The organism is Geothrix mesophila (assembly GCF_022808835.1).
GTDB lineage: Bacteria > Acidobacteriota > Holophagae > Holophagales > Holophagaceae > Geothrix > Geothrix paludis.
This window is the reverse complement of sequence record NZ_JAKZLD010000001.1, coordinates 334,514-356,933: the sequence shown is the minus strand read 5'-3', so window position 1 is coordinate 356,933 and position 22,420 is coordinate 334,514. Positions and strand designations below refer to the sequence as shown.

Annotated in this window: 22 protein-coding genes; 9 read left to right on the top strand and 13 right to left on the bottom strand. The window is 68.5% G+C overall.

The window, feature by feature from the left end:
• The first annotated feature begins 84 nt into the window (after nucleotides 1-84).
• From MLG87_RS01685 to MLG87_RS01660, 6 genes are read left to right on the top strand one after another with little or no spacing between them, the layout of a single operon-like run.
• Nucleotides 85-792, top strand: coding sequence for a TetR/AcrR family transcriptional regulator (locus MLG87_RS01685; protein ID WP_243293493.1), 708 nt, complete (start codon nucleotides 85-87; stop codon nucleotides 790-792).
• Nucleotides 789-1,781 (top strand): HlyD family secretion protein, encoded by a 993-nt coding sequence (locus tag MLG87_RS01680; RefSeq protein WP_243293492.1) that lies wholly within the window; start codon nucleotides 789-791, stop codon nucleotides 1,779-1,781. Before MLG87_RS01685 ends, MLG87_RS01680 begins: the two co-directional genes overlap by 4 nt.
• A complete protein-coding gene (locus tag MLG87_RS01675) occupies nucleotides 1,781-2,701 on the top strand; it encodes an ABC transporter ATP-binding protein (protein ID WP_243294552.1) in 921 nt (306 codons plus the stop codon). The genes MLG87_RS01680 and MLG87_RS01675 overlap by 1 nt, the downstream gene beginning before the upstream one ends.
• On the top strand, nucleotides 2,698-3,672 hold the full coding sequence (locus tag MLG87_RS01670; RefSeq protein ID WP_243293491.1) for an ABC transporter ATP-binding protein: 975 nt from the start codon (nucleotides 2,698-2,700) through the stop codon (nucleotides 3,670-3,672). The genes MLG87_RS01675 and MLG87_RS01670 overlap by 4 nt, the downstream gene beginning before the upstream one ends.
• Nucleotides 3,669-4,811 carry an ABC transporter permease gene (locus MLG87_RS01665; RefSeq protein ID WP_243293490.1) on the top strand — a complete coding sequence of 381 codons (1,143 nt, stop codon included), beginning with the start codon at nucleotides 3,669-3,671 and terminating at the stop codon, nucleotides 4,809-4,811. The genes MLG87_RS01670 and MLG87_RS01665 overlap by 4 nt, the downstream gene beginning before the upstream one ends.
• Before the next feature lie 9 nt (nucleotides 4,812-4,820).
• Nucleotides 4,821-5,951, top strand: a complete 1,131-nt coding sequence (locus MLG87_RS01660; RefSeq protein ID WP_243293489.1) for an ABC transporter permease — start codon at nucleotides 4,821-4,823, stop codon at nucleotides 5,949-5,951.
• A gap of 15 nt (nucleotides 5,952-5,966) precedes the next feature.
• Here MLG87_RS01660 and MLG87_RS01655 read toward each other — a convergent pair whose 3' ends face one another.
• Nucleotides 5,967-6,749: a DODA-type extradiol aromatic ring-opening family dioxygenase gene (locus MLG87_RS01655; RefSeq protein WP_243293488.1), complete on the bottom strand. Its 783-nt coding sequence runs from the start codon at nucleotides 6,747-6,749 to the stop codon at nucleotides 5,967-5,969.
• 116 nt (nucleotides 6,750-6,865) lie between these two features.
• Here MLG87_RS01655 and MLG87_RS01650 point away from each other — a divergent pair, with 116 nt between their 5' ends.
• Both MLG87_RS01650 and MLG87_RS01645 read left to right on the top strand, forming a co-directional pair.
• Nucleotides 6,866-7,594 carry a pyridoxine 5'-phosphate synthase gene (locus tag MLG87_RS01650; RefSeq protein WP_243293487.1) on the top strand — a complete coding sequence of 243 codons (729 nt, stop codon included), beginning with the start codon at nucleotides 6,866-6,868 and terminating at the stop codon, nucleotides 7,592-7,594.
• Nucleotides 7,591-8,409, top strand: a complete 819-nt coding sequence (locus MLG87_RS01645) for a DUF4388 domain-containing protein (RefSeq protein ID WP_243293486.1) — start codon at nucleotides 7,591-7,593, stop codon at nucleotides 8,407-8,409. Before MLG87_RS01650 ends, MLG87_RS01645 begins: the two co-directional genes overlap by 4 nt.
• 7 nt (nucleotides 8,410-8,416) lie before the next feature.
• Here MLG87_RS01645 and MLG87_RS01640 read toward each other — a convergent pair whose 3' ends face one another.
• Nucleotides 8,417-9,103: a fumarylacetoacetate hydrolase family protein gene (locus tag MLG87_RS01640; protein ID WP_243293485.1), complete on the bottom strand. Its 687-nt coding sequence runs from the start codon at nucleotides 9,101-9,103 to the stop codon at nucleotides 8,417-8,419.
• 10 nt (nucleotides 9,104-9,113) lie between these two features.
• The gene (locus MLG87_RS01635) at nucleotides 9,114-10,034 is read right to left on the bottom strand and encodes a tyrosine-type recombinase/integrase (protein ID WP_243293484.1); all 921 of its coding nucleotides are present in this window, start codon (nucleotides 10,032-10,034) and stop codon (nucleotides 9,114-9,116) included.
• Between the two features lie 31 nt (nucleotides 10,035-10,065).
• On the opposite strand from MLG87_RS01635, the gene MLG87_RS01630 reads away from it, so the two are divergent.
• Nucleotides 10,066-11,892, top strand: coding sequence for an AMP-dependent synthetase/ligase (locus tag MLG87_RS01630; RefSeq protein ID WP_243293483.1), 1,827 nt, complete (start codon nucleotides 10,066-10,068; stop codon nucleotides 11,890-11,892).
• Nucleotides 11,893-11,898: 6 nt separating this feature from the next.
• Here the strand turns inward: MLG87_RS01630 and MLG87_RS01625 are convergent, their stop codons facing one another.
• The 10 genes from MLG87_RS01625 to MLG87_RS01580 all read right to left on the bottom strand — a co-directional run bounded on the left by MLG87_RS01625 (nucleotide 11,899) and on the right by MLG87_RS01580 (nucleotide 22,390).
• A complete protein-coding gene (locus MLG87_RS01625) occupies nucleotides 11,899-12,405 on the bottom strand; it encodes a protein-tyrosine phosphatase family protein (protein ID WP_243293482.1) in 507 nt (168 codons plus the stop codon).
• 145 nt (nucleotides 12,406-12,550) lie between these two features.
• On the bottom strand, nucleotides 12,551-13,921 hold the full coding sequence (hemN, locus tag MLG87_RS01620) for an oxygen-independent coproporphyrinogen III oxidase (protein ID WP_243293481.1): 1,371 nt from the start codon (nucleotides 13,919-13,921) through the stop codon (nucleotides 12,551-12,553).
• Nucleotides 13,918-14,907: a uroporphyrinogen decarboxylase gene (hemE, locus tag MLG87_RS01615; RefSeq protein WP_243293480.1), complete on the bottom strand. Its 990-nt coding sequence runs from the start codon at nucleotides 14,905-14,907 to the stop codon at nucleotides 13,918-13,920. Before hemE ends, hemN begins: the two co-directional genes overlap by 4 nt.
• A 71-nt stretch (nucleotides 14,908-14,978) precedes the next feature.
• Nucleotides 14,979-16,235: a glutamate-1-semialdehyde 2,1-aminomutase gene (hemL, locus tag MLG87_RS01610; RefSeq protein WP_243293479.1), complete on the bottom strand. Its 1,257-nt coding sequence runs from the start codon at nucleotides 16,233-16,235 to the stop codon at nucleotides 14,979-14,981.
• Nucleotides 16,232-17,209 (bottom strand): porphobilinogen synthase, encoded by a 978-nt coding sequence (gene hemB / locus MLG87_RS01605; RefSeq protein ID WP_243293478.1) that lies wholly within the window; start codon nucleotides 17,207-17,209, stop codon nucleotides 16,232-16,234. The genes hemL and hemB overlap by 4 nt, the downstream gene beginning before the upstream one ends.
• Nucleotides 17,203-17,892 carry a uroporphyrinogen-III synthase gene (locus MLG87_RS01600; RefSeq protein ID WP_243293477.1) on the bottom strand — a complete coding sequence of 230 codons (690 nt, stop codon included), beginning with the start codon at nucleotides 17,890-17,892 and terminating at the stop codon, nucleotides 17,203-17,205. The genes hemB and MLG87_RS01600 overlap by 7 nt, the downstream gene beginning before the upstream one ends.
• Nucleotides 17,889-18,767 carry a hydroxymethylbilane synthase gene (gene hemC, locus MLG87_RS01595; RefSeq protein ID WP_243293476.1) on the bottom strand — a complete coding sequence of 293 codons (879 nt, stop codon included), beginning with the start codon at nucleotides 18,765-18,767 and terminating at the stop codon, nucleotides 17,889-17,891. Before hemC ends, MLG87_RS01600 begins: the two co-directional genes overlap by 4 nt.
• A complete protein-coding gene (locus tag MLG87_RS01590) occupies nucleotides 18,764-19,927 on the bottom strand; it encodes an NAD(P)-binding domain-containing protein (RefSeq protein WP_243293475.1) in 1,164 nt (387 codons plus the stop codon). Before MLG87_RS01590 ends, hemC begins: the two co-directional genes overlap by 4 nt.
• A gap of 84 nt (nucleotides 19,928-20,011) precedes the next feature.
• Nucleotides 20,012-21,136, bottom strand: a complete 1,125-nt coding sequence (gene aroC / locus MLG87_RS01585) for a chorismate synthase (protein ID WP_243293474.1) — start codon at nucleotides 21,134-21,136, stop codon at nucleotides 20,012-20,014.
• Between the two features lie 27 nt (nucleotides 21,137-21,163).
• Nucleotides 21,164-22,390 carry a glycosyltransferase family 4 protein gene (locus MLG87_RS01580; protein ID WP_243293473.1) on the bottom strand — a complete coding sequence of 409 codons (1,227 nt, stop codon included), beginning with the start codon at nucleotides 22,388-22,390 and terminating at the stop codon, nucleotides 21,164-21,166.
• Nucleotides 22,391-22,420: the final 30 nt, after the last annotated feature.

Here is a 22,420-nt window from a genome sequence, read left to right as displayed (position 1 = left end):
CCTGATTTCCACATTCGATGAAATAAGTCTTGCCAGATCCTGACCGCGGATCGCATGATTCAACATTCGTTGAATTGGATCCCCATGCCCCATGCCCCTCGCCCCCGCGGACCCAAACCCATCCGGATGGACCCGGACCGGATCCTGGATGCGGCTCAGGAGGTCTTCGCCCGGGACGGCCTCCGGGCAGCCAGCCTGCGGGCCATCGCCAAGCAGGCCGGTTGCGATCCGGCCCTGATCTACTACCACTTCGACAGCAAGGAGGCCATGTTCACCGCCCTGCTGGCCCGTCGCTTCCCCCCCATCCTCCAGGAGCTCGAGGTGGTGGCAGAGCCGGGGGATCCGCGCTCCACGGCCCTCAGGCTCTGGGAGGTCGTCCGGATCTACCACCGGCACCTCAAGGCCGACCCGGCGATCCGGTCCCTCATCCGGGGGGAGATCGTGCGTGGCGCCGAAGGGCTCTCCGACCTCATCGAGGTGCGGATCCGTCCCATCGTGATGGCCATCCGGGGCATCCTCGACCAGGGCATCGCGCGGGGGGACCTGCGGGCGGACCTCCATACCCTGCTGGGCACCTTCTTTTTCGCGAGGATGCACCTCGAGATCCTCGACCTGCTTCCCACCGTGCTTCCCCGCCTCATGGGGCTGCCCCGTGAACAAGCCGTGGAGACCGGACTGCACGTCTGGTTCGACCTGTATTGGCGGGGCATCTCCCGGGACCCGCTCGCCCCCATGCCGCCCCTGCCCGAGCTTGCGGCAGACCCCATCGCCATCAAGGAGACCCGTCCATGAGACCGACAGACCGGCATCTTCCCATCGCCATGATGGTTCTCCTCGGCGGAGCGGCCTTCCTGGCCACCGGCTGCGGGAACCATCCTGAGAGCCGCCTCAAGCTCTCGGGAAACATCGAAGTCATCCAGGTGGAGGCCAGCTTCCGGGTGGCGGGGAAGGTGATCGAGCGCCCCGTGGATGAAGGCCAGATGGTTCAGGCCGGCCAGCTGCTGGCCCGGCTCGACGCCCGGGACCTGGAGCAGCAGGTGGCCATGCGCCGGGCGGATGCGGCCACGACCAGGGCGGCCCTGGACGCGCTGCTGGCCGGATCCCGCAAGGAGGAGATCGCCGCGTCCAAGGCCGCCCTGGAGCAGGCCCAGGCGGATCTCAAGAGGCTGGAGCCCGACGAGGCGCGCATCCGCGACCTCCAGCAGAAAGGCATCCTCTCGGTGCGTGACTACGAGGCCAGTCGGGCCGCCCTCGAGGCCGCCCGGGGCAAGGTCCAGCAGGCCGACCAGCAGTACACCCTCGTCCGGAAGGGCCCCCGGAAGGAAGACATCGACCAGGCCCGCGCCCGCTACGACCAGGCCCAGCAGGCCCTGGCGCTGGCCCAGACCCAGCTGGGCTACGCCACCCTCACCGCCCCGAGCGCGGGCGTGATTCTCTCCAAGAACGTCGAACCCATGGAATACGTCTCACCGGGTACCGCCGTGGTGACCATGGCGGACCTGGGGCAGGTCTGGCTGCGCGCCTACGTGGAGGAGACCGACCTGGGCCGCGTGAAGGTGGGCCAGAAGGCGTTCGTCACGTCCGACTCCTTCCCCGGGAAGCGCTACGAGGGTCGGGTGGCCTTCATCGCCTCCGAAGCCGAGTTCACGCCCAAGACCGTCCAGACCCGCAAGGAGCGCACGAAGCTGGTCTACCGCATCAAGATCGACATCCCCAACCCGGCGATGGAGCTCAAGCCCGGCATGCCCGTGGACGCCGAGATCGCCCTGGACGGCCGGTGATGGAGACCGTCCGGACCCAGGCGCTCACGCGCCGATTCGGGGACCTCGTGGCCCTCGACCAGCTGAGCCTGGCCGTGGAGGAGGGGGAGATCTTCGGGCTAGTCGGACCGGATGGCGCGGGCAAGACCACCACCATGCGCCTGCTGACCGGGATCCTCGAGCCCAGCTCGGGCGAGGCCTGGGTCGACGGGCTGCACGCAGTCCGGGATGCCGAGGCCATCAAGGACCGCATCGGCTACATGGCCCAGCGCTTCGGCCTGTACCCGGACCTGACGGTGCAGGAGAACATCGACTTCTACGCCGATCTCTATGAAGTCCCCAAGGCCGGCCGGAGCGAGCGCCTCGAGCGGCTCCTGGCCTTCAGCAACCTCACCCCCTTCCGGCGGCGCCTGGCGGGAAACCTCTCCGGGGGCATGAAGCAGAAGCTCGGGCTCGCCTGCGCCCTCATCCACACACCCAGGGTGCTCTTCCTGGACGAACCGACGAACGGTGTGGACCCGGTCTCCCGCCGCGACTTCTGGCGAATTCTCTACCAGCTCCAGCAGGAGCGCGTGACCATCTTCGTCTCCACGGCCTACCTGGACGAGGCGGAGCGCTGCAACCGCATCGGCCTGCTCCACCAGGGCCGACTCATGGCCTGCGACACCGTGGACGGCGTGAAGGGTCTCCTGAAGGGCTCGCTCCTCGAGGTCCGTTGCGAGTCTCCCCGGCGGGCCGCGGTCCTCCTGCGTGCCGGGCAGGTCGGAAGTGTGGCCCTCTTCGGGGACCGCATCCATGTCCTGGCCGAAGATGCGGATCGCGGGCGCGCTACCGTGGAGGCGATCCTGCACACGGAGGGGCTCGCCTGCCACAGCGTGGACGTGATCGAGCCAACCCTCGAGGACATCTTCACCTCGGCCCTGCCCAGCGGTGCCGCATGAGCGCCGAACTGGGCACGTTCGCCGTCACGCTGCGCGACCTGGAGCGGCGCTTCGGAGACTTCGTGGCCGTCAACCGCGTCAGCCTCGACGTGCGCCAGGGGGAGATCTTCGGCTTCCTGGGGCCCAATGGTGCCGGCAAGTCCACCACCATCCGCATGCTCTGCGGTCTCCTGGAGCCCTCCGGTGGCCAGGGCACCGTGGCGGGTTTCGACATCCGCACACAGCGCGAGGAGATCAAGCGCAGCATCGGCTACATGAGCCAGAAGTTCAGCCTGTACGACGACCTCACCGTGGAGGAGAACATCGACTTCTTCAGCGGCATCTACCGGGTGCCCGCGGGGAAGAAGGCCGAGCGGAAGGCCTGGGTCCTGGACATGGCCCACCTTCAGGATCACCGCCGCACCCGGACGGGCCTCCTGCCGGGCGGCTGGAAGCAGCGCCTGTCCCTCGGCTGCGCCCTGCTCCACGAACCCCGGGTCCTCTTCCTGGACGAGCCCACGTCGGGCGTGGACCCCCTGAGCCGGCGATCCTTCTGGGACCTCATCTACCAGATGGCCAGCGAGGGGGTCACGGTCTTCGTCACCACCCACTACATGGAGGAGGCCGAGTACTGCGATCGCCTCGCCCTCATCTACCGGGGCGAGCTCGTGGCCCTGGGGACGCCGGGCGAGATGAAGGGCGGCCTCATGGCCGACCAGGTGCTGCGCGTCTCCTGCGACCGCTCCCACGAGGCCCTGGGCGTGGCCGCGACCGTGGCGGGCGTCCGGGACGCGGCCCTGTTCGGGCGGGACATCCACCTCATGGCGGAAGACGCCGAGGCCCTCGCGCCCCGCCTCCGTCAAGCCCTCGAAGAGAGTGGCTTCCAGGTGGGCACCGTGGAGCGCATCACGCCCTCCCTGGAGGATGTCTTCGTGTCCCTCATCGAGGCCCGCGACCGCGCGGACGGCGCGCAGAAGGAGTTCAAGGCATGAGCGGCCTCAACTTCCGCCGTCTCGGCGCCGTGGCACGCAAGGAGTTCATCCACGTCCTCCGGGATCCGCGCGCCCTCGGTATCGCCATCGTGCTGCCCATGATCATGCTGATGATCTTCGGGTACGCCCTGACCATGGACCTGGACCGGGTGCCCCTCGCGGTCTGGGACCAGAGCCGCACGCCCCAGAGCCGGGAGCTGGTGGCCCGTTTCGAGGGATCGCGCTACTTCTCCGTCGTGGCGCGACCGGGTTCCTACGGGGAAGTGGAGGGCGACCTCGCCCGGGGGCGGACGATGATGGCCGTGGTTCTCCCCGTCGAGTTCGGGCGGCGGGTCGCCTCCGGCCGGAAGGTCCAGGTCCAGGTGCTGACCGACGGCAGCGACGCCAACACCACAACCCTGGCCATCTCCTACGCCGAAGCCATCGTACGCAACTACTCCCAGGAAATCCTGGTGGAGAAGACCCGCCGCATCACGGGACGCCCCCCCGCCCTGCCGCTGGATCTCCGGTTCCGCGCCTGGTTCAATACGGACATGGAGTCCCGGATCTTCATCGTGCCGGGGCTCATCGCCGTGATCATGATGCTCATCGCGGCGCTCCTCACCTCGCTCACGGTGGCGCGGGAGTGGGAGACGGGCACCATGGAGCAGCTCATCTCCACGCCGCTCCGCGGAAGCGAGCTGATCCTGGGCAAGCTCGCGCCCTACTTCGCCATCGGCATGGTGGACATGCTGCTCTCCGTCCTGGCCGGCCGCTTCCTGTTCGAGGTGCCCATCCGGGGCAGCCTGCTTCTCCTGTTCGCCGTGTCCGCGATCTACCTGGTGGGAGCGCTCGCCCTCGGCATCCTCATCAGCGCCAAGGCCAAGACTCAGCTCCTGGCCAGCCAGTTCGCCTTCGTGGCCACCTTCCTCCCGGCCTTCCTGCTCTCGGGCTTCATGTTCGACATCGCCAACATGCCCAAGGCCCTTCAGGTGGTGACCTACCTCATCCCCGCCCGCTATTTCGTGACCTTCCTCCGGGGCCTCTACCTCAAAGGGACCGGGCTTGCGCAGCTGTGGCCCGAGTGTCTGTTGATGGTCGCCTTCGGCACGCTGATGCTCCTCTCCGCCATCCGCAGCTTCAAGAAGCGCCTGGCCTAGGAATCGCCCATGCTCGAACGCCTCTACCACATGCTCGTCAAGGAGTTCATCCAGGTCCTCAGGAATCCGAGGATGCGGGCCGTCCTGTTCGTCATGCCCGTGGCCCAGATCATCATCATCGGCTACGCGGTGAACACGGACGTGCGGCACGTGCCCATGGCCGTCTATGACCTGGACCGCACCCCCGCCACCCGCGACCTCATCGCCCGCTTCGAGGGCTCGGGATGCTTCGATGTCGTCCGGCGGATCACTTCGGAACCGGAGATCCAGAAGGTCCTGGATTCGGGGGAGGCCAAGGCCGTGCTGCGGCTCAACCGGGGCTTCGCCGAGGCCCTTTCCGGTGGCGACAGCGCCCAGGCCCAGTTCCTCCTCGACGGCTCGGACTCGAACACGGCCAGCGTGGCGCTGACCTATGCGTCCAGGATCTCGGCCGACTTCAACCGGTCGCTCCTGGAGCAGCGCTTCGCCCGGTCGGCCGGCGTGCGCCTGGACGCTGAACCCGTCACCCTGGCCACCCGCGCCTGGTTCAACGCCAACCTGGACAGCCGAAACTACTTCGTACCCGGCGTCCTGGCCATGCTCGTGGCCGTCCTCTCGATCATCCTCTCCAGCATGTCCATCGTGCGTGAGCGGGAAGTCGGCACCATGGAGCAGATCATGGTCACGCCCATCGGGCGGCTGGAGTTCATCCTGGGCAAGACCATCCCCTTCGCGGTCATCGGCTTCGCCGACGTCGCCCTCATCGCTCTCATCACCGTCTTCTGGTTCCGCGTTCCCATGCTCGGCTTCCCGCCGATCCTGTTCCTCGGCACGGGCTTGTACCTGCTGAGCACCCTCGGCGTGGGCCTCTTCATCTCCACGGTGAGCTCCACCCAGCAGCAGGCCATGATGACGGCGTTCTTCTTCATGCTGCCGGCCTTCATGCTCTCGGGCTTCGTCTATCCCATCGCCAACATGCCCAAGGTGGTGCAGCTGCTCACCTACCTGAATCCCCTGCGGTACTACCTCGTGATCATCCGGGGCGTGTTCCTGAAGGGGCTGGGTCTGGAAGTGCTCTGGCCCCAGATGCTGGCCCTGACCGCCCTCGGAACCATCATGCTGCTGCTGGCCGCTGGGCGCTTCAGGAAGACCATGGGCTGAGGTCTGCCGCAGCCTTCAGGCGAACAGGTAGCTCTCCAGGCTGAGGCTTCCCAGCTGCCAGCCTTCGAAGACCGGCTCGGGCGTGGACCGGGCCGCGCCAACGGCCACGAACATGGGATCCAGATGCTCGGAGGTGGGCACGGATTCCGCCGCTCCGGGCGCCTTCCGCCAGTCCGCGAGGGCCTCGAGATCCCCGGTTTCCAGGCGGCCGCGCACCCAGGCCTGGAAGGCCAGGCCCCAGGGCTGCGGGGCGGAAGCATCCTGCCAATCCAGGCGGCGCAGGTTGTGCACCACGCCCCCGCTGCCCAGGATCAGCACGCCGGATCGCCGCAGGGGAGCCAGGGCCCGGCCCGCGGCCAGAAGCCCTTCCGGGGTCCGGGGCCGAGGCAGCGAGAGCTGCACCACGGGAACTTTCGCGCCGGGAGCCAGGTAGCGCAGGGGCACCCAGGCGCCGTGATCCAGGGGACGGTGGTCGTCGAGCTCCGCCTCCAGGCCCGCGGCGTTCAGGAGGCCGACGGCCTCGGCGGCCAATTCGGGGGATCCCGGCGCTGGATAGTCGAGGGTGTAGAGTTCCTCCGCGAAGCCGCCGAAATCATGCATGACGCCCGGCCTCTTCGAAGAGGAGAGCCGCATCGGCCCCGCCGCCTCCCAGTGGGCGGAGCAGACGAGAATGCCCCTCAAGGGCGGCAGCCGGAGGCCAAGGCCGGACACGGCCCTGCCCCAGGCGCCGCCTTCCAGGGCCAGCATGGGTGATCCGTGGGCGAGGAACAGGGTGGGGAGAAGCGGGGAGTCTGCCATGAAACAAGCATGGTCTCCGAATTGAATGTTTCAACTCCTTTTTTTGAAATTCACGCTCGGCCTTTCTGCAGCCGATTGGAGGGTAAGCTAAGAGGCATCAGCTACTGGAGCCCGCATTGAACCTCAGGCTTGGCGTGAATATCGACCATGTGGCCACCCTCAGGCAGGCCCGCGGCGGCCACGAACCCGAACCCGTGGCAGCGGCTCTGCTGGCCCAGAGCGCCGGAGCCCACGGCATCACCGTGCATCTCCGAAGCGATCGCCGCCACATCCAGGACCGTGACCTCCGCGTCCTGAAGGAGGTTCTCGCCATCCCCCTGAACGTGGAATGCGCCGCGACACCGGAGACCCTGGAAGCGGTGGTCCCGTTCCGGCCCTCCTGGATGACGCTGGTGCCCGAAAGCCGCGAGGAACTCACCACCCAGGGAGGCCTGGACGCCATTTTCCTCCAGGGCATGCTGCGCCCGGTCATGCGGGAGCTCCACAGCGCGGGGATCCATGTGAGCCTGTTCGTGGATCCCGTGCTGGACCAGGTGAAGATGGCCGCCAAGCTGGAGGCCGACGCGGTGGAGCTGAACACGGGGATCTACAGCGACCTGCCCATGGATTCCGACCCGACGCTGGAACTGGGCCGGATCCGCGACGCCGCTCGTCTGGGCAGCCGGCTGGGCCTGCGCATCCTCGCCGGGCACGGCCTGACCCTCCAGAACGTGGGGCCCATCGCCGCGATCCCCGAGATCGAGGAACTGAACATCGGCCACAGCCTCATCGGACGGGCGGTGCTCGTGGGCCTGGAACGGTCCGTGGAGGAGATGCTGGCCGCCATGGCGGAGGCCAGGCCTTGAGCAATCTCCGCGGTACCCTGGAGAGCATTTCCCTCACCGACGTGGCGCAGCTCCTGCACGCCAACCGGAAGACGGGCATGCTCCAGGTCACCTCGGGGAAGGTCAGCGGCGTGCTCTACTTCTCCGGTGGCGAGGTGATCCACGCCGAGACCGTGGCGGCGCGGGGCGAGACAGCCGCCTTCGAGATCCTGGAATGGGTGTCCGGCCACTTCGAGTTCCTAGCCACCCAGATCCAGACCCCGGCCTCGATCCGCCGCACGGTGCCGGATCTGCTCATGGACTCCGCGCGTCTCCAGGACAGCCGCCGGCGCCTGCATGGCATCTTCCCCAGGCTCACGGCGGTGCCCTGGCCCACCCTGCGTCCGCCCCAGCTCCTGGAGGGCATCAAGGTGTTCGCCGAGGATCGGCGGGTCATGCCCTTCTTTGACGGCTACCGCGACTTCCAGGACATCATGGCCGCCACGGGACAGAACGATGTGACCGTGCTGCAGGCGGCCTCCCTGCTCAAGGAGGCCGGCCGCCTCGAAGTGCTGGAGCCGGACGCCCATGTCACCGTCGCCGAGCTGAAGACCGGCCTGTTCAAGAAAGGCGACCACCTCGGCCTTCCCGCCGCCATGGAAGGCTGGTGGACCGTGCTCGGCCCCTACCGCCACGGTGTCAGCAACCTGAGAGTCATCTGGCCCAAGGGGCCCGCCGTGGAGCGGGTGGAGTTCATGTCCGGGCTCGCCGAGAAGCACGTGGCCATTCCCCGGGAGCTGATGCAGGCCTGGGGGCTCTCCGAAGGCGCCCACGTGAAGGTGCGGCCGGCACCCTGATTCGAAATCAGATCAGGGTGATCGCCAGGTCGCCGATGCCGTCGATGCCGCAGGTCACGCGGTTCCCGCGCACCAGCGCCCCCACGCCCGAAGGCGTGCCCGTGAAGATGAGATCGCCGGGCGCCAGGGCCACGTAGGCGGAGAGGTGGGCGATCACCTCCGCCACGTTCCAGGTCATCTGGGAGAGATCGCCCCGCTGGCGATCCGCGCCGTCCACGGCCAGCCAGATGGCTCCGGTGGCCGGATGGCCGCAGCGCGCCGCCGGCATCACCGCGGACACGGGCGCCGACTGGTCGAAGCCCTTGGCCATCTCCCAGGGCTGGCCCTTGTCCTTGAACCTGGCCTGGAGGTCCCGGCGGGTGAGGTCGATGCCCACGGCGTAGCCGTAGACGCAAGCCAGGGCCTTCTCCGCGGGGATGTCCCGTCCGCCGCCGCCCAGAGCCACCACCAGTTCCACCTCGTGATGCAGGTTGGAGGTGAGGGGCGGGTAGGTGATGTCACCGCCGCGCGGCACCACCGTATCCGACGGTTTCCCGAAGAAGAACGGAGGCTCCCGGTCCGGATTCCCGCCCATCTCCCGCGCGTGGTCCGCGTAGTTCCGACCCACGCAGTAGACCCTGCGCACGGGAAACTGGCCGTCGGTATCCACGACCGGAAGCGTCGGTGCTGTGGGGGCGGGAATGACAAATGTCATGGTGGAACTCCTAGCCTTTCGCCCGGGGGTGGGCCTTTTCGTAGGTTCGGGCCAGCTCGTCCAGGCCCAGATGAGTGTAGCGCTGGGTGGTGCTCAGGCTCGCGTGGCCCAGCAGTTCCTGGATGGCACGCAGGTCCATCCCGCGGTTCAGCAGGTGCGTGGCGAAGCTGTGCCGAAGAGCATGGGGACTCACCCGCGATCGCACCGCCGCCGCCTCAAGGGCGGACCGCAGCAGGGCCCGCACGCTGGTGGGCGTGAGCCTGCCGCCCCGCTGGTTGAGGAAGAGGGCCGGGCTCGGGGGCAGCTCCTTCTGCGCTAGGAAGGCGGACCTTAACCCCAGGTAGGCATCCAGGGTGGCTGCCGCCTGCGCGTGGTAGGGCACCAGGCGCTCCTTGCGACCCTTGCCCAGCACCCGCAGCGTCCGCTGCTCCATGAGCAGATCCTGCAGGTCCAGGCCCACCAGCTCGGAGACGCGCAGGCCCGAGGCGTAGAGCAGCTCCAGCAGGCACGCCAGCCGCGCCGAGGGGAAGTCCACGGCGGGCGGAAGGTCCAGCAGGGCCTGACTCTCGCCCTCCGTGAGGAAGGCGGGCAGCCGCTTGGGCTGCTTGGGATTCCGCAGGCCCGAGGCGGGGTTCTTCGAGATGCGCCGGGTCTCCCACAGCCAGCGGAAGAAGGTCCGGGCCGTCGAGAGGATGCGGGCCTGGCTGGCGGCATCCAGCCCCCGGTCCCCCAGCTCCAGCGCGAAGCCCCGCACCGTGCGCGGGCTCACCTCCCAGCCATCCCACTGGCAGCGGACGGCGTGGTCCAGCAGCTTGTCCAGATCACCCGTCTGGGCGCGAGCAGTGTGCGGCGACACGCCTCGGGCGCGCTGTTCCAGGTGGAAGGCCTGGATGCCCTCTCCCAGTGGTGCTGCGCCCTTCCCTGCTACCATGTCCACACATCCCCAAGTGTCTGGAGTCATTGTGGCGCAGCCAGTAGAGACCATTGCCCAGCTTTTCTATGCCGCGGCGGAGAGGAACCTCCCGGATGCCTTGGCGTCCAAGCAGAACGGGGTCTACGTGCCCATCTCCCATGCGGAGGTGGTGGCCCGGGTCGAGCGGCTGGCGCTGGCCATGGCGGCCCATGGGCTCAAGGCCGGAGACCGGGTGGCCTTCATGTCGGAGAACCGCCCGGAGTGGGCCATCGCGGACTTCGCATGCGCCATCCAGGGCATCCCGGACGTCACCATCTACGCCACCCTGAACGCCGAACAGGCCGCCTACATCCTCAAGGACAGCGAGGCCCGCTGGGCCCTCTGCTCCACCCGCGAACAGCTGGACAAGGTGCTGGGCCGCTGGGGCGAGCTTCCCCGCCTCGAGGCCGCGGTCCTGATCGACGGCGAGCTGCCCGTGGACACGGGCCGCACCCTGTTCCTGTGGTCCGACCTCCTGCGCGAAGGAGAGGCCATGGATGCCCGCCGCTCCGAGGTCCGCGCATGGGGCGAGCAGCGGAAGCCTTCGGACATCCTCACCCTGATCTACACCTCGGGGACCACGGGCGATCCGAAGGGCGCCATGCTCACCCACGGCAACCTGGTGTCCAACGTCCTCGCCTCCCGCGCTACCGTGAGCAACATCGGGGAGGGCGAGCGGGCCCTGAGCTTCCTGCCCCTCACCCACATCTTCGAGCGCATGGCCGGCCACTTCCTGTGGTTTCATGCCGGCGCCTCCATCTACTACGCCGAAAGCGTCGCCACCGTGGCGGCCGACATGCTCGAGGTCCGCCCCACCCTCATGGCTTCGGTTCCGCGCATCTACGAGAAGATCTTCGCGAAGATCTACGACACGGTGTCGGCGGGCAGCTTCATCAAGCGCCTGATCTTCCACTGGGCCATGCTGGCGGGCCGCCAGGCCGTGCCCTACCTGATGAAGGGCCAGGAACCGCCTTCCTGGAAGGGCATGTGGTATCGCACCGCCAAGGCCGTGGTCTTCGAGAAGATCCGCCAGCGCACCGGCGGACGCCTGAAGATCGCCATCAGCGGCGGCGCGCCCCTGGGCGGCAAGATCATGGAGTTCTTCTGGATCATCGGACTGCCCATCCTCGAAGGATACGGGCTGACCGAGACCAGCCCCGTCATCACCGTGAACCGCCTGGGCGACGTGATTCCCGGTTGCGTGGGAAGGCCGCTCTACCAGGACTGGGAAGGGCGTCCCTTCGTGAAGATCGCGGAGGACGGCGAGATCCTGTGCCAGGGGCCGAACATCATGGTGGGCTACTGGAACAACGAAGCCGCTACGCGGGAGGCCATCGACGCGGACGGCTATTTCCACACAGGCGACATCGGCCACCTCGACGACCAGGGGCGCCTCTACATCACCGACCGCAAGAAGGAGCTCATCGTCACCAGCGGCGGCAAGAAGGTGGCGCCTCAGCCCATCGAGAACATGCTCAAGGTGGACAAATACATCTCCCAGGCCGTGCTCATCGGCGACAAGCGGAACTTCATCAGCGTCCTCATCGTGCCGAACTTCGACAGCCTAGTCCGCTGGGCCGGCTACAAGAAGATCACCTTCAAGAGCCACGCCGACCTCATCCAGAACCCCCTGGTGTACGCCAAGGTCGGCAGCCGCGTCGAGCGGATCAACGAGCGCCTCTCGAACTACGAGCGCATCAAGAAGATGACCCTCCTCTCCGAGGAGATGACCCTCGAAGGCGGTCAGCTCACCCCTTCCCTGAAGGTGAAGCGCCGCGTCATCAATGAGATGTACGCCAAGCAGATCGAGGCGATGTACCAGGAGCCCAGGATCTGAACCAGCTCAGGTCCGGCCCTGACGGGCCAGATACCGCCGCACGGCCTCCTGGGTTTCGGGGGCCTTCATGCCGGCCTCGGTGGTGATCCGCATCGCCTCGGCCACGGGCATGCCCTTATCCAGCACCAGCCACGGGCAGACGGCCGCGGCGGCACGGTTGCCATTGCTGCAATGGACGACGACCTTCGAGCCCTTGGGCATGTCCCTCAGCACCGACCTCAGGAAATCGAAGTCCGCGGCGGGGGGCGTCTTGCTGATGGCGTACCGCAGGTAGTGGATGCCCAGATCCTGCAGGCGGGAGGATTCGGACTCGCAGTCCAGATCAGGCTCGTCGTCCCGGCGGAGGTCGATGACGTGGGTGATGTGCTCCTTCTTCATGGCCACGCAGGTCGCCGGATTGGGCGGTCCCTTCAGGACGAAGACGCCGGAGCGCACTTCCACCGAGTTGGGGATGGCCGGCTCCTCAGCCTGGAGCACGAGCGCCGGGAGCAGGAGAAGCATGGTCCGGAACATGGAACCCTCCGCGAGATCGCCTGGATGTCCAGGCCGGTTCGCGGAGACCACCGGAGGAGCCTTCGGCTGCGGAGCCAAGGCCCGGGCGGGCGGGTCTCCACAGTCATTAATGTAGGCCTTGTGGTCAGCTATTCAATGCCGGACGTCACACCGTCCTGGAAAAAGGCGTCTTGGCGCTGAGCTTGGCCAGATAGGCGTCGAAGGGCTGCACCAGGTTCCGGACGAAGCGTCGGCCGAGCTGGGTGATGAAGACGCCCTCGGGCCGGACCTCCACGGTGCCCTGGGAAACCTCCTCCTCCAGTTGGGCCACGGCGTCGGCGAACAGGACGGGACCGTCCACGCCGAACCTGGCCTTCAGGTCGTCCCACTTCAGCTCGAAATGGCCCATGAGGTGGTGGATCACCCAACGGCGCAGCTCGTCGTCCCCGGACAGCCGGTGGCCCTTGTGGACCGCCAGGTGGCCGTCCGTGATGCTGCGCTCCCACTTGGCGAGGATCTTCTCGTTCTGGGAGTAGACGCCCGCCACGTTGGAGATGGCGCTGGGGCCGAAGCCCACCAGGTCCGTGCCGGCAGCCACGGCGTAGCCCATGAAGTTGCGGATGAGGCGGCCTTCGTTCACGGCCTTGGCCATGGGGTCGTTCGGGTGGGCGAAGTGGTCCATGCCGATGGCCACGTAGCCCGCCTTCTCCAGGATGTCCGAGGCCAGGAGGAGCAGGTCCAGGCGCAGGTCCGGCGAGGGCAGTGTCTCGGCAGGGATGCTCCGCTGGAAGGGCATGATGCTGGGCAGGTAGGCGAAGCCGTAGATGGCCATGCGGTCCGGCGACAGCTCCAGGGTGGACTCCAGGGTGCGGCGGAAGGTGTCCATGGTCTGGCCCGGCAGGCCGTAGACCAGGTCCAAGTTCACGCCTTCGAAGCCCAGGTCCCGGCACTGCTTCATGGCAGTCAGGGTGTGGTCCCAGGTCTGGCCGCGGGTGATGAGGGCCTGCACGTTCTCGTCCAGGTCCTGCACGCCGAAGGACACCCGGTTGAAGCCCAGCTTGCGGAGCGTCGGCAGCTGATCAGGCTCCAGGAAGGTGGGATCAACCTCGATGGCGATCTCGGCCCCGGGCTGGAACTCGAAGCGCTCCTTGAACAGGTTGAAGGTGCGCGTGAGATCCGCCGCCTTCAGGTAGGTGGGCGTGCCGCCGCCCCAGTGCAGCTGGAGGGCCTTGCGGCGGTCCTTCAGGCGGGCGCAGACGAGATCTAGCTCCTTCGTCACCGCGGTGAGGTAAGCCTCCACGGGATCGTACTGGGGGCTCACCACCACGTTGCAGCCGCAGTAGGCGCAGCGACGCGGGCAGAAGGGGATGTGCAGGTAGAGCGACAGGGCCTCGTCCTTGCGGGCGTCGGCGCGCTCCAGGGCCGAGAGCACCTCGGGCTCCGGGAAGTCGTCGGACCAGGCCGGCGGCATGGGGTAGCCCGTGTAGCGCGGCCCGGGGCGGTCGTAGCGGCGAATGAGATCGGCGAGCTGGTTCATGCCTTCACCTCGTCAAGGACGGCGGCCACCACGGCGGGATCGGTCTCGGGCACGAGTCCGTGACCGAGGTTGAAGATGTGGGGATGGCCCTTCATCGCGTCCACGATGGCCCGGGCCTTCCGCTTGGCGGTGTCCGCCCCGGCCAGCAGCGCGATGGGGTCGAGGTTGCCCTGGAGCACCATCTTCGGGAAGCGGCGGCGGGCCTCGGTGATGGGCACCTGCCAGGGCACAGCCAGGCCCTTGCAGGGCAGCTGGTTGAGGCTGTCCGGCAGGTAGCCGGTGCGAGCGAAGAACAGCGTGGGGGCGGCGCTCACCTGGGAGAGTGTGCGCTCCACGGACGGCAGGGCGAAGGTGGCGTAGTCGTCCGCGTCCAGCTCCCCGGCCCAGGTGTCGAAGAGCTGCACGCCCTGAGCACCAGCCTCGATATGCAGGTTCAACAGACGGGCGGCGGCGTCCGCCAGCTTGTCCAACCACTTGCGGGCCAGCACCGGCTCCTGGTGCAGGAAGGCCTTGGCCCTCGCCCAGGACCTGCTCCCCCTCCCTTCGATACCGTAGGCCAACAGGGTCCAGGGCGCGCCGGCGAAGCCGAGCATGGTCACCTTGGCGGGCAGATCCTTCTTCACCTTGCGGATGGCCTCGCAGACCGGCTCGAACACCGTCTCGTCCAGGGGCCGGTCGAGGTCGATCTGGTCCAGCGTCTTGCCGATGCGGGGCCCACCCTCGGGGATGGTCACCTCGCAACCCAGGGCGTCGAGGATCACCAGGATGTCGCTGAAGATGATGGCGCCATCGATCTGGGGGAAGCGGCGAATGGGCTGCAGCGTCACTTCCGCCGCCAAGTCCGAGTCGTTGAGCAGCTGCTCGAAGGTGGCTTTGGCCCGTACGGCGCGGTACTCGGGCAGGAAGCGCCCGGCCTGGCGCATGAACCACACCGGGGGTTTGTCGAGGGCTTCGCCGTTCAGGACGCGGAGGAGGGGCTGGGTCATCACATCACCAAGAACATGTCATCACAGAAACCAGAGAAGGCGCGCGGGGAAGTGACCGGCGCCTTGGATCATCAGGCGAATTCCTTGGCCACGGCGGCCACGGCCTGCTTGAAGTGGGCCAGCTCGGCCTCGCCGTGGGCGGCGCCCAGGAAGGCCACCTCGTAGCCGCTGGGCGGCAGGTAGACGCCCTGGCCCAGCAAGGCCTTGTGCAGGCGGTTGAAGCTGCTGATGGCCTCGCCCTTCACCGCGTCGCTGCGGCGCACGCCGTCCTGGAAGAGCGGCCAGAGCAGGCTGCCGTAGCGGGGGCAGTGGAGGCCGGGGATGGCCTCGAAGGCCGCGGCCCACTGCTCGGCGTTGGCCTCCAGCTTGGCGTAGAAGGCCGGGGTCAGCTTCTCCATGGTGGCGAGGCCCGCGGCCATGGCCACGGGGTTGCCCGACAGCGTGCCCGCCTGGTAGACCGGGCCGTCCGGCGCCACGACGCCCATGATGTCCTTGCGACCGCCGTAGAGGCCCACGGGCATGCCGCCGCCGATGATCTTGCCGTAGGTGGCCAGGTCGGGCGTGATGCCCAGACGCTCCGCCGCGCCGCCGGGGGCCACGCGGAAGCCACTGATGACCTCGTCGAAGATGAGGACCACGCCGTGCTTCGTGCAGAGCTCGCGCAGCCGCTTGAGGAACTCGGGGCGCTGCAGCAGGAGGCCGTTGTTGGCGGGGATGGGCTCGATGATGGCCGCCGCCAGCTCGTCGCCGATCTCGGCGAAGGTGCGCTCGAGGGTGTCCAGGTCGTCGAGCGTGACCACGGAGGTCAGCTCGGCGATGCCCTTGGGCACGCCGGCGCTGGTGGGGGCGCCGAAGGTGATGAGGCCGGATCCCGCCTTCACCAGCAGGCCGTCGCTGTGGCCGTGGTAGCAGCCCTCGAACTTCAGGATGCGGTCCCGGCCCGTGAAACCGCGGGCGGCCCGCAGCGCGGACATGACGGCTTCCGTGCCCGAGGAGACGAAGCGCATCTTCTCCACGAAGGGCACCATCTCCTTGATCTTGCGGGCCAGGGCCAGCTCGCGGCGGCTGGGGGCGCCGAAGGTGAGGCCCTCCTGCATGGACTCGGTCACGGCCGCCAGGATGTCCGGGTGGGCGTGGCCCAGGATCAGCGGGCCCCAGGACATGCAGAGGTCGAGGAACTTCTGGCCGTCCTCGTCCTCGAACCAGGCGCCACTGGCCTTCTTGAAGAACTTGGGCGTGCCGCCCACGGCCCGGAAGGCCCGCACGGGGCTGGAGACGCCGCCGGGGAAGTGGGTCAGGGCTTCCTGGAAGAGGGTGTCGTTGCTCACGAGATCCAGCCTTTCTCCACGGCCTCACGGCCGGCGTAGGTGACGATCATGTCGGCGCCGGCGCGCCGGATGGCGATGAGATGCTCGTACATCAGCTGGTCGCCGTTCACCCAGCCCAGGCGGTCGGCGGCCTTCACGCTGCTGAACTCGCTGGACACGTGGTAGGCGCAGATGGGCGCCAGGGTGGCCTGGCGCAGGCGCCAGATGAGGTCCAGGTTCGGCAGGGCGGGCTTGACCATGAGCATGTCGGCGCCCTCGTCGATGTCGAGCAGCGCGTCCCGCAGGCCTTCACGGGCGTTGCGGGGGTCCATCTGGTAGGTCTTGCGGTCGCCGAACTTGGGGCTGCTGTGGGCGGCCTCGCGGAAGGGGCCGTAGTAGGCGCCGGAGTGCTTGATGGCGTAGCTGAGGATGCTGGTCCGGGTGAAGCCGTGCTGGTCCAGCAACGCGCGGATGGCCGTGACACGGCCGTCCATCATGTCGCTGGGGGCCACCACGTCCGCACCGGCCTCGGCGTGGCGCAGGGCCATCTCCGCCAGAATCGGCAACGTGGGGTCGTTCACCACCACGCCCTCATCGTCCACCAGGCCGCAATGGCCGTGGCTGGTGGCGCCGCAGAGGCAGACGTCCGTCATGACGATGAGGTCCGCGCCGAAAGCCTGCTTCAAGGCCCTGACGGTCTTCGGCACCACGCCCTGGGCGTCCTTCACATAGGCCGCGTCGGCGCTCTTGAGCGCATCCTCGGGCACACCGAAGAGCAGCACGTTCGTGAGGCCCAGCTTCAGGTCCTTCTCCACTTGGCGCAGGGTCTCCTCCACGCCAGCGTTGAAGATGCCCGGCATGCTGGAGATCTCGGACAGGCCTGGCTGGGGCTGCACGAAGTGGCCCTGGATGAGGTGGCGCGGACGCAGGTCGGTCTCGGCCACCAGGTTGCGCATGGCGGCGCTGGTGCGGAGGCGGCGGGAGCGGTTCAACATGGGGACTCCTCCTTGTTCAGATGTTGGGCGAGCATGGCCCAGAGCAGGCTGGGCTTGGGCTCACAGTGGGCGTGCGCGGGCGCACCCGCCCGCGCGAAGGCCTCTGCGGTGGCTTCACCCCAGGCGAAGCGCTGCACGCCGAGGGCGATGGGCGCGAGGATCTCCGCCTGGAAGGGGCTCAGGGCCAGCACGCCTTCCACATCCGGCAGCGGCGGGAAGGGTTCGCGGACCACCTCGCGGTGGGTGATCCAGGGATGGATCCGCCAGGCGCTCCCCCGGGTCGCCGCCTCTAGGTACTCGCGGCTCCGCTCCCCACGGGCCAGGATGAAGTCGCCGCCCTCGGGGAACCGGGTGCGAAGGAGGTCCCACAGGGCCTCGGCCCGGGCCTCCGCGGGGAGGTGGATCTCCAGGTCCTCCCGCCCCAGGGCCTCGGCCGTGCCGGCTCCCTGGAGGAGGCAGACTGTTCCGGCCGGAAGGACCGCGGAAGCGACCTTGGCACCGGCGGGGCTCAGGGCCACGAAGGCCTGGGCCGCTTCGAACGGCATTGGAAGGGCCTGGGCCATGACCTTCAGGCTGGTGAAGGCATAGGGTACGGGATCCCAGCCAGCCTTGCGCACCGTATCCGCCAGCGGATGCTGGGCGGGCCTGGCCAGAGCCAGGCGGGGCGCGGCTGTGGAAGTCATGACAGGCCGATGCCCTGGAGGACGGTCTTCAGCAGGATGGCGTCATCCGAGCCACGCGCCTCGGCGCGGCGGAGCTCCCCGGCCGGCGCGTAGGCCGCGCGAAGCAGCAGGGTGCCGTCCGCCTGCGGGGTGGCCAGGGCGCCCAGGGGCTGCTGGCAGCCACCGCCGATGCCCGCCAGCACCTGGCGCTCCAGCGTGACGCAGCGGGCGGTCAGGGCATCGTGGACCTCGGCCAGGACCTCCACGAGATCAGGGCGGTCCGCCCGGGCCTCGGCCAGGAGGGCCCCCTGCCCCGGCGCCGAAGGCAGCTCGTCGGGCGTCAGCGGACGTACGGTGAGGCCGGACAGGTCGAGCCCCAGGCGCTTCAGGCCGGCGGCGGCCAGCAGCGTGGCGTGGATCGGCGCGTCCCGCAGGACGCCGTCCCGCACGCGCTGGAGGCGGGTCTGGACGTTGCCGCGGATCCAGGTGAACCGCGCCTTGGGGAAGAGCTGGCTGAGGACACGCTCGCGCCGCACGGCGCTGGTACCGATGGTGAGATCCTCGGGCGCGTCCGGTCGCATCACCAGCCAGTCGGAGGGGTCCTCGCGCTTGGGGATGCAGGCGGAGACGATGCCCACGGGGCGCTCGAGCGAGACGTCCTTCAGGCTGTGGATGAGGAGGTCGGCCGCGCCGGCGGCCATGGCGTCCTCCAGTTCCTTGGTGAAGAAGCCTCCGCCCACCTGCTTGTCCAGGGGGCCCTGGAGCCACTGGTCGCCGGAGGTGGAGAACTTCCGCCAAGACACTTCGTAGCCCTTCGATTCGAGAAACCTCACCAGAGGCTCGGCCTGGCCCACAGCCAGGGCGGATCCGCGGGTGGCGACGGTGACGTGCTTCATGGTTTGGTTGCCTCTCCGTTCGGGTCCGGTTTGGGCTGGGTCTGGATGAGGGCGCGGAAGGCCAGCGTGCGCCCCCGGGTCAGGATCTCCTTGAGGGCCTCGCGCTGGGCTTCGTCCAGCCCCTGCATGGAATCTTCCAGGGCCTTCACCTCGGCCTCCAGGGCGCCCCAGGCGGAATCCAGACGTTCCTGGGCGGAGGCGAGGTGGCGCTTGTGGCCCCGCGCATGGGCACGATGACGCAGGCGACCGGCGGCCCCCACCAGGAAGGCTTCGGCCTTGGTGGCCGCCTCGGCCCGCTGGGCCCGCGCCGTGGCGGTCTGGGCCAGGAAGGCCGAGAGGTCCACGCGGTGGACCCAGGGCAGCTGCTCCAGGCCGGGCTCGGAATCCGGCGGCAGAGCCAGGTCAAGGATGCGGAGGAGCGGACGCTTGAGGGTCTGCCAGGCGTCCAGCGTGAAGATCGGCTCGGGCGCGGCCGTGGCGCTCACGATGGCCTGGAATCCAGCGGGGTCGCGCTGAAGGAGGGGCAGGTCCACCACCGCCAAGCCCAGGGGGTCCGCCAGGTCGTGGGCCTTGCTCTTGGTGCGATTGGCGACGGACACCTTGAAGCCGCGCTCCGGCAGGCGCTCGGCCAGATACTGGGTCATGGGGCCCACGCCCACCAAGGCGATGGCCGAGCCCTCGGGCAGCCCCTCGCAGAGGTGCTTGAGGGCCACCGTGGCCACGCTGACGTTGCCATCGGCCAGGCCGAGGCGGGACCGCAGGCGCTGGCCTTCGCGGATCACGTCCTCGAACACCGCCTGGGCCTCGTCGCCGGCCACACCCACCTGGCGAGCCTGCTCGAGGGCGTCCTTCATCTGGCCGGGGATTTCGCGATCACCCAGGTTGGCGGACTCCAGCCCCGCGGACATGGCCAGGAGATGCACCCAGGCCTCTTCGCCTTCATAGCGGCGCACGCCCGGCCCCGGATCCAGCGCGGCGGGATCGCCACCCCACACCATCCAGAGCACCCGCTGGCAGGTGGCCAGGTACACCAGTTCCCGGGCACCGGTGGCACGCTGCCAGTCCCGCAGGCGGGCCGGCACGCCATCCCGCACCACATGCTGGGCCACCTGCTCCAGATCATGGATGGGAGCGTGGAAACTGAGGAGGACGGGTTCCATATCGGATCCGATTGTCAATTGGCCCTGGGCGGGCAAGGTCATCAGTTCGTCATGGCGCCATGAACGTGGCAGTCATCACAACGATCATCCCCGGAACAGTTCCTCGATGGCCTGCCAGTCCCATTCCGCCAGCGGCGCCGCCGAGCCCTCCCGAAGCGCCTGCTGGGTGAGCCAGGCATCGTAGACCACCAGGGCGCACATGGCTTCCGCCACCGGCACGATGCGCGGTGCGATGCAGGGGTCGTGACGTCCCTTGGTCGAAATGTCCGCGGCATGACCGTCGCGGTCGATGGTCTTCTGGGTCTTCGAAATCGAGCTAGTGGGCTTCACGGCCAGGCGCACCACCACCGGGGCGCCGGTGCTGATGCCGCCCAGGGTGCCGCCGGCATCGTTCTTGAGGGGCCCCTCAGGGCCCAGCGGGTCGTTGTTCTCGCTGCCGCGGCGGCGGGCGCTCTCGAAGCCGGCGCCCAGCTCCACGCCCTTCACGGCGCCGATGGACATGCAGGCCAGGGCCAGCAAGCCGTCCAGCTTGCCGAAGGCGGGATCGCCCAGCCCCACGGGCAGTCCCTCGATCCACACCTCGCAGACGCCCCCCACGCTGTCGCCGTCGGCGAGGGCGGACTCCACGGCGGCCCGCTGGGCCGGAAAGGTTGCGGGATCGGCCACCCGGAGGGGGTTCGATTCCACGAAGGCCCAATCCACCGCGGTCCCGGCGATGCCTGCGATCTCGCGGTTGAAGCCGCGCACCGTCACGCCCACGCCCGCGAGCTGCTGCCTGGCCCAGGCCCCGGCGGCCACGCGGGCCAGCGTCTCGCGGCCGCTGCTGCGCCCGCCGCCGCGGGGGTCGCGGATCCCGTACTTGCGGTCGTAGGTGAGATCCGCGTGGCCGGGCCGGAACAGGTCCGAGATGGCCTTGTAGTCTCCGCTCCGCTGGTTCTCGTTGAACACCACCAGCGCGATGGGATGGCCTGTGGTGCGCCCCTCGAAGACGCCACTGAGCACCTGCACGCGATCCGCTTCATTCCGGGGCGTCACCAGGTCCGACTGGCCCGGGCGGCGCCGATCCAGCTCCTTCTGGATGGCCTCCAGGTCGAACGGCAGCCCCGGCTTCACGCCATCCATCACCACCCCGACCGCCGCACCGTGGCTTTCCCCGAAGGTGAGGATGCGGAAGGTTCGGCCGAAGGAAGAAGGGGAATCGAAGAGCATCCCCCAGTCTAATTCACGCGGCCGGGATCAGGCTTCCGATAAAAGCGCCATGAGCTGGGGTCCCACAGCCTCGATGCCGTACCGGACCCGGCAGGCCTGGTCGGCGGCTTCCCGGCGCCGGTCCGCTTCGGCGTCGTCGAGGCGCCACACCTGCGCCAGAGCCTCCGCCAGCGCCTCCGGCGAGAAGGCGTCGACCACCCACCCGAGCCTGCCCCCGTCCAGGATCTCCAGCGGGCCGCCATGATCCGGGCCCACCATGAGGAGTCCCTTGGCCGCAGCCTCCGGATAGACCATGCCGAACGGCTCATCCAGCGTCAGCAGGGCCAAGACGTCGCAGGCTTCGTAGACGCGGCGGAGATCCGCGTCCGGGAGGTAGCCGTGAAACCGGACTGACCCTGCCCTGCAGCTCGCGGCCGCCAGCTGTTCCAGCCGCTCCTTGAGGGGACCCGTCCCCACCACGTGAAGCTCGCAGGAAACCGGGCTGGCGGCCTGGAAGAGGGCGAATCCCCGGATGACGGTATCGATGTTCTTCAACACCTCCAGGCGCGAATGGACCAGCACCCGGCGCACAGAGCGTTCCAGGCCCGCGCGGTTCCGACCACCTTCGGGGAACCGCACGATGGGATAGATCACTTCCTCCCGGCAACGGCCGTAGATGCGGCGGGCATTGTCCCGGCTGAACTCGCTGATGGCATAGATGAGGTCGAGGCCCTTCACCACCTCCAGGTCGTAGTCGTGACGGGCCCGCAGGCCAGTGTTCCCCGCCATGGCCCGATCATGCGCCTCCAGATCCTTCGCGAAGGCGATGGTGGCTTCTTCCGGGCCTCGCCCCCCCGAGGCCAGGACCCTGGCCACCAGGGCCGGGTTCGCCTCACGGCGGTGAATTCCGCGCGGGGGCTCGTTGCATTGCCAGATCTTCCGGGCGCGGATGGGAGCCGCCCCCAGCATGGCGCTGGACGGGAAGTTGTGGGCGATCACCAGGTCGTACGGCTTCAGGGCCGCGGCGGCACGAAGCCCGCGGCGCCGCAGCTTGGCCATCCGGGACCATCCGTAGAGGGCGTCGGTCCAATGCCGCTTCTCCACCGTATGTACCGGGATTCCCTTCAGGCGCTCCCCCCAGCGGTCGGCATCGAACCCAAGGGTGATGATCTCGGGTGCGGCGCCCTGACTCCGGAAGTGCTGGGCCTGGGCCGCCACCAGAAGCTCGGCGCCACCGACCGTCTCGAAAGCTGGGTGGAACACGCCAAGGCGCATCGAATTCCCCTCCGTGATCCGCCCACGCCT

What these genes read in the sequence shown, in the direction of transcription:
- MLG87_RS01640 (WP_243293485.1), bottom strand. Translation starts at nt 9,103, where the DNA reads ATGACATTTGTCATTCCCGCCCCCACAGCACCGACGCTTCCGGTCGTG.
- MLG87_RS01670 (WP_243293491.1), top strand. Translation starts at nt 2,698, where the DNA reads ATGAGCGCCGAACTGGGCACGTTCGCCGTCACGCTGCGCGACCTGGAG.
- MLG87_RS01590 (WP_243293475.1), bottom strand. Translation starts at nt 19,927, where the DNA reads ATGGAACCCGTCCTCCTCAGTTTCCACGCTCCCATCCATGATCTGGAG.
- MLG87_RS01625 (WP_243293482.1), bottom strand. Translation starts at nt 12,405, where the DNA reads ATGTTCCGGACCATGCTTCTCCTGCTCCCGGCGCTCGTGCTCCAGGCT.
- MLG87_RS01680 (WP_243293492.1), top strand. Translation starts at nt 789, where the DNA reads ATGAGACCGACAGACCGGCATCTTCCCATCGCCATGATGGTTCTCCTC.
- hemE (WP_243293480.1), bottom strand. Translation starts at nt 14,907, where the DNA reads ATGACCCAGCCCCTCCTCCGCGTCCTGAACGGCGAAGCCCTCGACAAA.
- MLG87_RS01675 (WP_243294552.1), top strand. Translation starts at nt 1,781, where the DNA reads ATGGAGACCGTCCGGACCCAGGCGCTCACGCGCCGATTCGGGGACCTC.
- hemN (WP_243293481.1), bottom strand. Translation starts at nt 13,921, where the DNA reads ATGAACCAGCTCGCCGATCTCATTCGCCGCTACGACCGCCCCGGGCCG.
- MLG87_RS01685 (WP_243293493.1), top strand. Translation starts at nt 85, where the DNA reads ATGCCCCATGCCCCTCGCCCCCGCGGACCCAAACCCATCCGGATGGAC.
- MLG87_RS01635 (WP_243293484.1), bottom strand. Translation starts at nt 10,034, where the DNA reads ATGGTAGCAGGGAAGGGCGCAGCACCACTGGGAGAGGGCATCCAGGCC.
- MLG87_RS01600 (WP_243293477.1), bottom strand. Translation starts at nt 17,892, where the DNA reads ATGACTTCCACAGCCGCGCCCCGCCTGGCTCTGGCCAGGCCCGCCCAG.
- hemB (WP_243293478.1), bottom strand. Translation starts at nt 17,209, where the DNA reads ATGTTGAACCGCTCCCGCCGCCTCCGCACCAGCGCCGCCATGCGCAAC.
- aroC (WP_243293474.1), bottom strand. Translation starts at nt 21,136, where the DNA reads ATGCTCTTCGATTCCCCTTCTTCCTTCGGCCGAACCTTCCGCATCCTC.
- hemC (WP_243293476.1), bottom strand. Translation starts at nt 18,767, where the DNA reads ATGAAGCACGTCACCGTCGCCACCCGCGGATCCGCCCTGGCTGTGGGC.
- MLG87_RS01665 (WP_243293490.1), top strand. Translation starts at nt 3,669, where the DNA reads ATGAGCGGCCTCAACTTCCGCCGTCTCGGCGCCGTGGCACGCAAGGAG.
- MLG87_RS01580 (WP_243293473.1), bottom strand. Translation starts at nt 22,390, where the DNA reads ATGCGCCTTGGCGTGTTCCACCCAGCTTTCGAGACGGTCGGTGGCGCC.
- MLG87_RS01660 (WP_243293489.1), top strand. Translation starts at nt 4,821, where the DNA reads ATGCTCGAACGCCTCTACCACATGCTCGTCAAGGAGTTCATCCAGGTC.
- MLG87_RS01655 (WP_243293488.1), bottom strand. Translation starts at nt 6,749, where the DNA reads ATGGCAGACTCCCCGCTTCTCCCCACCCTGTTCCTCGCCCACGGATCA.